Source organism: Clostridium sp. FS41 (assembly GCF_000954015.1).
GTDB lineage: Bacteria > Bacillota > Clostridia > Lachnospirales > Lachnospiraceae > Enterocloster > Enterocloster citroniae.
Genome location: NZ_JYHN01000070.1, coordinates 62,013 through 71,690, shown reverse-complemented (window position 1 = coordinate 71,690; position 9,678 = coordinate 62,013). Strand labels below are relative to the sequence as shown.

The following is a 9,678-nucleotide window of genomic DNA, read 5'->3' as shown; positions in this document are numbered from 1 at the left end:
GGAGCGACCGGCCCCACCGGAGTCACCGGCCCTACTGGACCTACCGGAGCCACCGGAGCCACCGGCCCTACCGGGGCCACCGGAGTCACTGGAGCGACCGGCCCCACCGGAGTCACCGGCCCTACTGGACCTACTGGAGCATCGGGAGCGACCGGCCCCACCGGCCCCACAGGTATTGCAGGCAGTTCTGCAATCATCCCATTCAGTTCAGGCATTCCGCTGTCACTCACAACAATTGCGGGTGGTTTGGTTGGAACGCCGGGCTTTGTGGGCTTTGGATCTTCCGCACCGGGAATCAGTATTGTGGGAGGAGTGATCGACCTTACAAATGCAGCGGGCACATTGACTAACTTTGCATTTTCAATGCCAAGGGATGGTGTGATAACCAGTATGTCCGCATTCTTCAGTACAACAGCGGCTTTAAGCCTTGTTGGAAGTTCAATTACGATTACCGCCCAGTTGTACAGATCCGCCACACCAAATAACAGCTTTGTAGCTGTTCCGGGAGCGGTAGTGACCTTGGCGCCGGCTCTTACAGGCATTCTGGCAATTGGAACATTATCTTCCGGTACAGTAACCGGCCTTTCAGTAACTGTAACAAATCAGACCCGTTTGCTTCTGGTCTTCACAGCCACGGCATCCGGTCTGGCACTGGTGAACACAGTGGCCGGGTATGCAAGTGCAGGTTTGGCTATTTCATAGACCTGTGCAATGAACATTTTAAATAGGTAGTCTGATCATGTGGGAAAATCCAAATTATGGGTTTTCCCATTTTTCCATGGAGGAATTACTGTGACGGAAGGATTCCTCCCGTGAACCCCTTCTGGAGAAGATCATCCTGTAAAAGGGGTTCCTAACAGAACACACGTGTCCATTAAAAACAGGCTGCCACTTCAGCGGAATGGATCAGCTGGAATGACAGCCCATAGCATCAATAATCCAGGGCGTTAGGATCTTCGCCACAGCAGAGGACTTGTTCCAATGCGTGGAAATCTTGCCTACTTACTGGTGTTGATCTTTTTTTCTGCTAATGCAATGATCTGGTACAATACTCCTGACACAATGCACAGGATTACAATGGAGGTAACCACCATTGTCATGGCAAAGGTCTGTGATCCATAGGTGATGAGATATCCCAGGCCTGCTTTGGCGGATAGGAATTCACCTGATGGTGTTATAATAGGGCTGAAGCGACTGGACAAGTATAGTCTCTGATTCCCTTTCAGAAAGTACTTGCTATATAATCCGGCAAGTGCCCCAAAGCAAAGAAACAGGCTCCGAAGAGCCTGTTGTCTATAGTGTCTCTCATATCTTATCTATCTTATTGTTCATTATGCGGCTGACCAGGTAAACCACAAAAGGGAATTACAGATAAATGACCGCACAAAGAACGGTTGTTACGATTCCAAAAAGAACTACTAACGGAAGACCACACTTTACAAAGTCCTGGATGGTATATCCGCCGGCTTCCATAACGATCAGGTTGTTTCCAGCGCCGAATGGGGATGCGAACACACCGGATGCACAGATGCTGACAACCATTGCGCCTGCAAGAGGATTGATTCCAGCTGCCTGGCAAAGCATAAGGGCAATTGGAAGAACCAGTACAGTTGCAGAGGAGTTCATCAGGAACTGAGTGATCAGCAGCTGAAGGGCAGCAATACCGCCAAGCAGTGCGAGGGGAGAGAAGCCTGCAAGAACAGGTGATAACTGGGTTACAAAAAATTCAGCTGCTCCTGTGCTGACAAGTGCCTTACTAATTGGGAAAACGCCTCCCACAAGGAATACGGAAGAAACCGGGATTGCCTTAATAGCCTCATCCATGGTAATACATCCTGTTAAAACAACAAGCACAGAGCCGATAACACCAGCCAGCATGATCGGAATAACTTCGGTTGCCATTGCAAGAATTGTAAATACGAAAATAGCTGCACAGTAAGGCATCTTTTTCAGATTGTAATCTTTTGTCCCATCCACGGCGACATTGATATCCCTGTTTGGAAGCAGCTTAACGCCGATAAACATCATGTATAAGATACCAACGATCAGTAAGGGAACACCAATCAGTGAGTACTCGAAAAAGCCAAACTCGCGAAGTCCGTTATCCTTTAAAATACCGTTTGCAACAATGTGGGGCGTAGTACCTGCAAGCGTGATACATCCGCCCAGTGAGGCAAAATAGGAAAGCGCAAGTAAAAGTCTTGACCTTTTAATGCCGGCCTTCTCAGCCATGGAGCTAACAATTGGCATCATACAGGCTGTGGAACCAGTATCATTCAGGAATGCAGAAATACCGCCAGCCACAATACCGGTTCCTGCAAGCAGGCCTTTTTCATTTTTACCCAAAACCCCGATAATCTTTGTGCCAAGAAAATCAGCAAGCCCTGTCTTAAAAAATGCAGAACCAATGATACAGAAACAGATCATAAAAATGGATGTGGAGTTGGTGAAATCAGCAAAGGCAGTGTCCGCCTTAATGATTCCAAAAAGCGCAAGAACGGTGGGAACCAATGCTCCGGTGATAATAATGGGTATTGGTTTGAAAACTAAAAGTAAGATAGTGATAACAAATACTACGCAGGCGATAGTTGCTTGTACAGACATAGCATAACCCTCCTCTTATTGTCTTAACTATTTGATCAGGCCTTGACGTAAAACAGGGATCGACCTGGATTTATCCTCTTGTACATTTGTCAAGATGGATCAGTCAGATCCTCAGGATAAATGGCTGATCTTTTAATTGCATTATGTACCATGGTACTTATGAAGCATCAATCAACATAAGATTGCATTTCTGGAAATAACACTCTCATTTTTCTTTGCAGGTTAACCGTCTTTTTTCCCATATTTGCCATAAAGCAGCGGTACATTTCCTGATCGGCAACCTACGGATGATCCAGAATCTCCCCTTTCGGATCCTCCTTAAGCTTTGGATGATATTTTCCAGAAACAAACTCCTCCTTTCAATAAAATTTGACACTTCCATTAAACAACTCTTGAAAATTTATTTACTAATAGATAATAACACTAATAAAATTGAAAAAAAAGCAGAAAATTTAGACACATTGTATCTAAAAAAGTGACGTCAAAAAAAAGGCAATTAAACATTGCCTTTAGTTGAGCTGTATTTATTGAAAAAAATATGGTATATTTTCCCTGCAAAAACTAATAAAATGCGCGGTAGCAGATGATAACGGATACTCGGTTGATACGATCACATACCGGTCAGCGCTGACATTTCCGCTTTCTTCTCCTTCAATGTCTACAAGAGGGCGCACAAAGACATCTTGTGCCGCCAGGTCTTTTATATCAGATATACAGACGATCCCAATCCCTGCCATGGCCTGGGCCAGCATGACAGTATAGAGCCTTGAGCCTGATACACAGGCAATGTTCGGATGAACCCCAAGCTTTTGAAAGGATAGCTGTAAAACATTTTCAAAGGTTCTGGGGATAGCAAGAGGGATATTATCTAAATCCCGTATAGATACCGTATCAACATCTTCTGATATCCATGGGTTGCCTTTTGCGCAGCAGACATGAAATTTCTGTTTGATCACCAATTCTTTCCTGACTAACGGGGGCAGGGCCTTCTGTTGTCTGACAAAGCCCACATCGATCTTATTCTGTACTAAAAGCTCTGTGATCTCCTCAGACGGCCGTTCAAAGATACTGTATCCGATCCGTGGATGGGCGACTTTAAAATTTGTCAGTATATTATTAAGCACAAAATCAGGATGCGCCATGGTGAGTCCGATCCTTACCGTTCCGGCCACACCGTTTAATAGGCAATCAATATCTCTGTGGGCAGTTTCTTCATGGCGTATGATCTGTTTTGCAATTGAATATAGAATTTTACCCGATTCCGTTAATTCCAATCTTTTTGATTTCCTGATAAAAAGTGGTGCATTATATTCTTCTTCCAATAGCTTTACCTGATTAGACAGCGCAGAACGTACGATATGTAATTCTTTTGAGGTTTGGGTCAGTGTTCCATAATCTGCAATCATTATAAAATTTTTATAATACTCAACATTCATACTTATTTACATGATGTTTATAAAGGCAAAACATCATAACCTCCTTGTGATCTGTCGTAATAATCCTCCATCAAGATTTCCTTCAAGTGATATGCAGTAATTGTTAGATTTTGCTAGAATATAACAAATAAAACACTAAATTATAGCTATATAAATCATATTAACAGAAAAATAGGGTGATTTCAAGAATTTAACAGTTTCTTAACGGCTCTCAACCAGCTGGAGATTTATGGAGGCTACCGTCCGCCTTAATGACGGAAGGATGCCGGCATAAAATGTTAACTGGCATGAAATGCTGTTATAGGACAATGATTAAAAATCATATAATGGATAAATGGTATTTTGAGAAGGAAATGCAGATGAATGTTGACAAAAGCAATGAGACTGCAGCGTATAACAATAGCCTGGCAGATATATTATCTGTGGACATTGACCGATCAATGCCCCAGGATGCAAAAACACAGGATTTTATACAAAAAATCGGGAATCCGTATTGTTTTAAATGCAGAGACACGGTCGTTACGGTCCGGTTTTCCGATACGGAATATACGTTTGAGGATGGTGTGATCCAATACCTAAAAAACAAAATGCTGTAGATTTAGGGGTGTTTTTTATGTTTCAGACGATCTATCGGGCGTTTCTTTATTATCGCCTGTCTAAAGAGGATGATTTAGAGGTTAGCCGCAAAAACTCCGCGCAAAAAATCAAAGATGAGAGCAACAGTATAACCAACCAAAGAGGCCTGGCACACAATTTCCTGCAGAATCACAGGGATATTTTGCTGGTAGATGAATTTTCAGATGATGGTTATACCGGGCTGGATTATGAGCGCCCGGGTTTTCAGAAAATGATGGCCCAGATTAAAAAAGAGAAGATAAATTGTTTGATTGTAAAGGATTTTTCCAGACTGGGGAGAGATTATCTGGAAAACTGCCGCTATATTGAACGGATATTTCCCCAAATGGGAATCCGCTTCATCTCAATTAACGATGGTTATGACAGTGCCGCAGAGCGTATGCCGTCCGATCATATTATTGTCCCGTTTAAAAATCTGATGAATGAAACTTATTCCAGGGACACTTCTGTGAAAATACGCAGCCATATGCTGGTAAAGCGTGAGGAAGGTGATTTTATCGCCCCCTTTGCTGTCTATGGTTATAAAAAGGATAGGGAAAATACCAATTTGCTGATCCCCGATCCCTATGCTTCAAAGGTGGTGGCGGAGATATTCTGCATGAAGATAAAAGGGATGAGCCAGAAGGGCATCGCGGACCACTTAAACGATCAGGGGATCCTGCCCCCGTTAGAATATAAGGCATATACGGGAAGCCGGTTTAGGACCTCGTTCAAGCGCAAAGACAAGCCGGAGTGGAGTGAAAATATGATCGCCCGTATTTTGTCCAACCGCGTATACACAGGAGTCGTAGAGCAGGGAAAGGTGAAAAAGGTAAACTATAAGACAAACAGGAGAAAATCTGTTCCAAGAAAGGAGTGGATTGTTTGCAATGATAAACACCAGCCTGTTGTTGACAAATTTGTTTTTGATATTGTCCAGCATTTACTGGAAACAGATACCAGGGTAGCGCCCGGACGGGAGGTGCTGTATCCCTTTTCAGGGTTGCTGTATTGTGCCGACTGCAAAATGCCCATGATCAGGAAACGAGATAAACAGGGCGCCAAAGAGTATATTTATTATATTTGCAGCAGCTGGAAAAACAACGGCGGGTGCAGCAGCCATCGGATCAATGAAAAGGTGCTCAGTGAAGCGGTTTTAGCCACATTGCAGATGTATATGAACGTGATCCTGGATTTGGAACAGGCTTTATCAAAATTAAATTGCGATCAAATCAGCAAATATAAAATGGAACAAATACAGCAGGAATCAGAACTTGTACATGAGTCGGAAAAGAGGGTAAAACAATCCGCACGCGGTCTCTATGAAGACTTTAAAGGCGGAATTTTAAATGAGGAAGAATACAGGGAATTTCAAACGCTATATCGCACGGAAGAGAGGAATTTAAAAACAAAAGCCAAGAGCCTGCAAAAAAAGCTGGACAGTTTTGCTATAAACGCAAAAACGCAGATCAGCCGGATCAACTGGTTTAAACAGCATGGAGGAATAGCAGAATTGGACCGTGCGATCCTTGCACTGCTGATCCGAGATATAAAAATATCGGATGGCCATTCTCTTACAATAACATTCAACTGCCGGGATGAGTTTGAGGATTCAATAAAGCGGATAAAAGGGGAGGTGGGAGAGCATGGCAAGAAAGAGTAAAAAAAATAAAATGCCCCAAGATGAGGAAATGCCGAAGCGATGGCGAACAGGCTCCTACTGCCGGCTGTCAGATGATGACCGGTCAGGCAACATAAGTAACTCCATTGAAAACCAAAGCATTCTTAACCGGGAGTATATCAGCAAGTGTCCGGATATGATATATGTTGCGGAGTTTATTGATGACGGCAAAAGCGGAACGGATTTTTCACGGGAAGGTTTTGAAAACATGATGAAAGAGATCATGGAAGGCCATATAGACTGCATTGTTGTGAAAGACCTTTCCCGCCTGGGCAGAAACTATATTGACACAGAAGATTACATTACCAAGATATTCCCGTTTCTGAATACCCGGTTGATCGCCATCAATGATGATATAGATACCGCTGCACCTGAATTTGAGGAGAAAATGCTTCAGATGCGTCTTAAAAACCTGATAAATGACTTGTATGCGAAACAGGTTTCTCAAAATGTAGGTCAGGCATTTGACAAGTTGGGTGAAAAAGGGATGTTTCACGGGCCTGTGCCTCCCTATGGTTATCTGATCAACAATGACGATCCAAAGAAGCGCTTCCTGGTTATTGATAAGGCGGCAGCAGATGTGGTAAGAGAAATATTCACACGTTACTTAAAAGGTGACAGTCTTTACGCTATTACGAAATACTTAAATGAAGATCATATCCTGCCTCCCATGCGGCATTTCAGTGATTTGGGGTTATTCAGGTCAAACCGGCATGTAAAAGAGTCTAAATGGTATAAATCCACTGTAAGGTTGATTTTGGAGAATCCGGCATATTGCGGATGTTTGGTCAAACGAAAACATAATGGTTCACTGTACAAAGGAATTCCCCATCATAAAATTCCAAAGGAGGAATGGGGCTTAATTTATGACAGGCATGAGGCAGTCATTTCCGTGGCCGAATATAATGCGGCCCGGAAATTGTTAGAAACCAGGAAAATAGAAAGTGAAAAAAGGGAAGCAGCATCGGCATCTGCTAGAAAAAAAAATATATATGCGGGGAAGATGAGGTGCGGCTGCTGTGGAAAGCCCCTGATGAGAAGTTATTATTTAAACCGAAAGGGGGAAAGGAATTATTACCAGTGCTGTGAAGGGTACAAGTATAAGAGTACTGCTGGAATATGCAAACAGTGTTATATGAATGAAGATCCATTGGGGGAGATGATATCACGATTATTAACTGATTATACGGAGCTTTTTACGGAAAAGGCACGTATAAAAAATGCCTTGGCCCTGGACATAGGGCTGAAGAAAGATACAGACAGGATCGGCCAAAGGATTTTAAACTTAGAAAACATCAAAAGTCAGATGATGGAAAAGCGAAGGAAACTATATTCTGATTTAAAACAAGGTGTTATTGATAAAGAGGAGTATCTTTATGCAAAGAAGGAGTATGAAAATGAGGAAAGGCGGGCAGATGAACAGATAGACAGCATGAGGCAAGAAATGAAAAACATAGAAAAAAAGCAGACGTTGATCAACCGGTGGCAGACATATTTTGAAAAAGCTGTTTGTGAAAATGTGTTATCAAAAGAGCTTATAGATGGTTTTATATCAAACATAACTGTTATTAACTCCTCGCACATAGAAATCAGATTTGCATTCCAGGACATTTTTTGCAGGTCGTTTTCCCAGTCTGAGCGGGGCAGGGAGGCGGTCCATGGATAAACGGTATCTGATCAATTATCTGCGCTTGTCAAAAGGAGATGTGGAAAGGCGGGATGAGAGCAATAGCATAACCAATCAAAGAAGGATTCAGGATGAGTACATAAAGAACCATATACAGCTTCAGACATATGCCAGACTGGAATTTGTTGACGATGGATACAGCGGAACAAACTTTGAACGGCCTGGAATCTGCAAGGTCCTGGAGTTAGTGAGAAGCGGTAAAGCGGCCTGTATCATAGTGAAGGACCTTTCCAGATTTGGAAGGGAATATATTGAGGTCGGGTATTACTTGGAACATATTTTTCCCGCTCTGGGGGTACGGTTTATTGCCATCAATGATCAGTTTGACTCTGATGATTTCCAAAATGAGGTTCCGGGAATTGAAATTGCGGTTAAAAACATCATGAATAGCTATATGAGCCAGGAGCAGTCTTATAAGATAAAAAAATCCATCTATCAGCAGAGAAAAACAGGCGAACATGTCGGAGCGGGCACCCCATATGGATATAAAAAAATCCGCGGATATGGAAATCAATTATTGGTCGACCACGAAGCTGCGTTTATTGTTCAAAGGATATTCCGTATGGCGCTGGAGGGGTATGGAAGGTCTGAGATTGCCAGAATCTTAAACACAGAGGGTGTTCCCACACCGGGAGACTACAAACAATGTAAAAAATATCATAGGGATCCCCCTGTAAAGGAAAGGGACTGGAGCAATGCCGCAGTTTCCCATATCCTAAAAAACGAAGCTTATATTGGGACAGCGGTTTCCGGGCAGCATTACAGGCCGGAGATGGGAAAAAGATATGTAAAGGCAGCGCCGAGACCGCAATGGGAAATCATAGAAAACGCGCATCCGGCGATCATTGGCAGGGGTGATTTTCAAAAGGTACAGGAGGGGTTTAAAAAAACAGACCATACTTGATGCAGCTTATTGATATTGAGGCCAGGATCCGTTTGGTGGGCCAAAAGGATTTTCGCACCTATCCTGACACCATCACCAATGATCACCCCCACCAGACACAGGCCGATATTTACCTTCATATTGCTGATAACAAGGGGCAGGGAACCGGGCAGCAGCACTTTTAAAAGCACATCCTTGCGTTTGCCGCCCAGGGAATAGATCAGTGTGATCTTTTCCGTATCCATCTGGGAGAATCCCGTATAAAGTGTGAGGATCGAACCGAACACAGCCACGGAAACCGCTGCCACCACAATGGTCCTCATATTATTTCCCAGCCACACAATGAGAAGGGGGGCCAGGGCGGATTTCGGAAGGCTGTTTAGCAGTACCAGGAACGGTTCCAGAATCTGGGCCACGCTTTTGCTGGACCACAGAAGCAGGGCGCAGGCCAGGCCAAAAAAAGTGCAGACCGCAAAACTGATCAGTGTCTCAAGCAAAGTCACCCCTGTGTGAAGAAAAAGGCTTCCGTCCTTTGTCATGTTGAACAGGCATTTGGCGATCATGGTGGGGGAACTGAAGATAAAACTATCGATCCAGTGCATGTCAGCTGCCAGCTCCCAAAGCGCCAGAAGCAGGACTAAAAGCATGAGCCGGCAGATGGTGACCTGGCGGTGGCGGCGTATTTCACGGTCCACAAAAGCCTGCTGGGCCACGGACATTTCACAGGCTCCGCAGTCGCGGCAGCCGTGTTCCTGGATGGTGTAAGAGGGGC

General features: G+C 43.8%; 7 protein-coding genes and 2 pseudogenes. 5 read left to right on the top strand and 4 right to left on the bottom strand.

What is annotated here, in order from left to right; translation table 11 throughout:
- Nucleotides 1-702, top strand: a 702-nt coding sequence (locus CLFS41_RS24115; RefSeq protein WP_045093741.1) for an exosporium glycoprotein BclB-related protein, incomplete at its 5' end; no start/stop codon positions are given.
- 296 nt (nucleotides 703-998) lie between these two features.
- On the opposite strand, the pseudogene CLFS41_RS24110 reads toward CLFS41_RS24115, so the two are convergent.
- The 3 genes and pseudogenes from CLFS41_RS24110 to CLFS41_RS24095 form a co-directional block, all read right to left on the bottom strand.
- Nucleotides 999-1,166 (bottom strand): annotated as a pseudogene (locus tag CLFS41_RS24110) (ABC transporter permease); the annotation flags it as partial.
- A 199-nt stretch (nucleotides 1,167-1,365) separates the two neighbouring features.
- Nucleotides 1,366-2,604: an SLC13 family permease gene (locus tag CLFS41_RS24105; protein WP_045093740.1), complete on the bottom strand. Its 1,239-nt coding sequence runs from the start codon at nucleotides 2,602-2,604 to the stop codon at nucleotides 1,366-1,368.
- 524 nt (nucleotides 2,605-3,128) lie between these two features.
- Complete coding sequence (locus tag CLFS41_RS24095; protein ID WP_242856907.1) at nucleotides 3,129-4,010, bottom strand: LysR family transcriptional regulator; 882 nt, start codon at nucleotides 4,008-4,010, stop codon at nucleotides 3,129-3,131.
- A 389-nt stretch (nucleotides 4,011-4,399) separates the two neighbouring features.
- Between CLFS41_RS24095 and CLFS41_RS24090 the strand changes: the two genes are divergently transcribed.
- From CLFS41_RS24090 to CLFS41_RS24075, 4 genes are read left to right on the top strand one after another with little or no spacing between them, the layout of a single operon-like run.
- Complete coding sequence (locus CLFS41_RS24090; RefSeq protein WP_045093749.1) at nucleotides 4,400-4,636, top strand: DUF6870 family protein; 237 nt, start codon at nucleotides 4,400-4,402, stop codon at nucleotides 4,634-4,636.
- Between the two features lie 17 nt (nucleotides 4,637-4,653).
- A complete protein-coding gene (locus CLFS41_RS24085; RefSeq protein ID WP_052665849.1) occupies nucleotides 4,654-6,318 on the top strand; it encodes a recombinase family protein in 1,665 nt (554 codons plus the stop codon).
- Entirely contained in the window at nucleotides 6,302-8,002 is a 1,701-nt protein-coding gene (locus tag CLFS41_RS24080; protein WP_045093736.1) for a recombinase family protein, read from the top strand. Before CLFS41_RS24085 ends, CLFS41_RS24080 begins: the two co-directional genes overlap by 17 nt.
- Nucleotides 7,995-8,927 carry a recombinase family protein gene (locus tag CLFS41_RS24075; RefSeq protein WP_052665847.1) on the top strand — a complete coding sequence of 311 codons (933 nt, stop codon included), beginning with the start codon at nucleotides 7,995-7,997 and terminating at the stop codon, nucleotides 8,925-8,927. Before CLFS41_RS24080 ends, CLFS41_RS24075 begins: the two co-directional genes overlap by 8 nt.
- Here CLFS41_RS24075 and CLFS41_RS24070 read toward each other — a convergent pair.
- Nucleotides 8,905-9,625 (bottom strand): annotated as a pseudogene (locus CLFS41_RS24070) (ABC transporter permease subunit). The gene CLFS41_RS24075 and the pseudogene CLFS41_RS24070 overlap by 23 nt on opposite strands.
- Between the last annotated feature and the right edge of the window lie 53 nt (nucleotides 9,626-9,678).

Bases quoted from the DNA above. Each gene is read 5' to 3' on its own strand.
- CLFS41_RS24105 (WP_045093740.1), bottom strand. From the start codon at position 2,604: ATGTCTGTACAAGCAACTATCGCCTGCGTAGTATTTGTTATCACTATC.
- CLFS41_RS24095 (WP_242856907.1), bottom strand. From the start codon at position 4,010: ATGATTGCAGATTATGGAACACTGACCCAAACCTCAAAAGAATTACAT.
- CLFS41_RS24090 (WP_045093749.1), top strand. From the start codon at position 4,400: ATGAATGTTGACAAAAGCAATGAGACTGCAGCGTATAACAATAGCCTG.
- CLFS41_RS24085 (WP_052665849.1), top strand. From the start codon at position 4,654: ATGTTTCAGACGATCTATCGGGCGTTTCTTTATTATCGCCTGTCTAAA.
- CLFS41_RS24080 (WP_045093736.1), top strand. From the start codon at position 6,302: ATGGCAAGAAAGAGTAAAAAAAATAAAATGCCCCAAGATGAGGAAATG.
- CLFS41_RS24075 (WP_052665847.1), top strand. From the start codon at position 7,995: ATGGATAAACGGTATCTGATCAATTATCTGCGCTTGTCAAAAGGAGAT.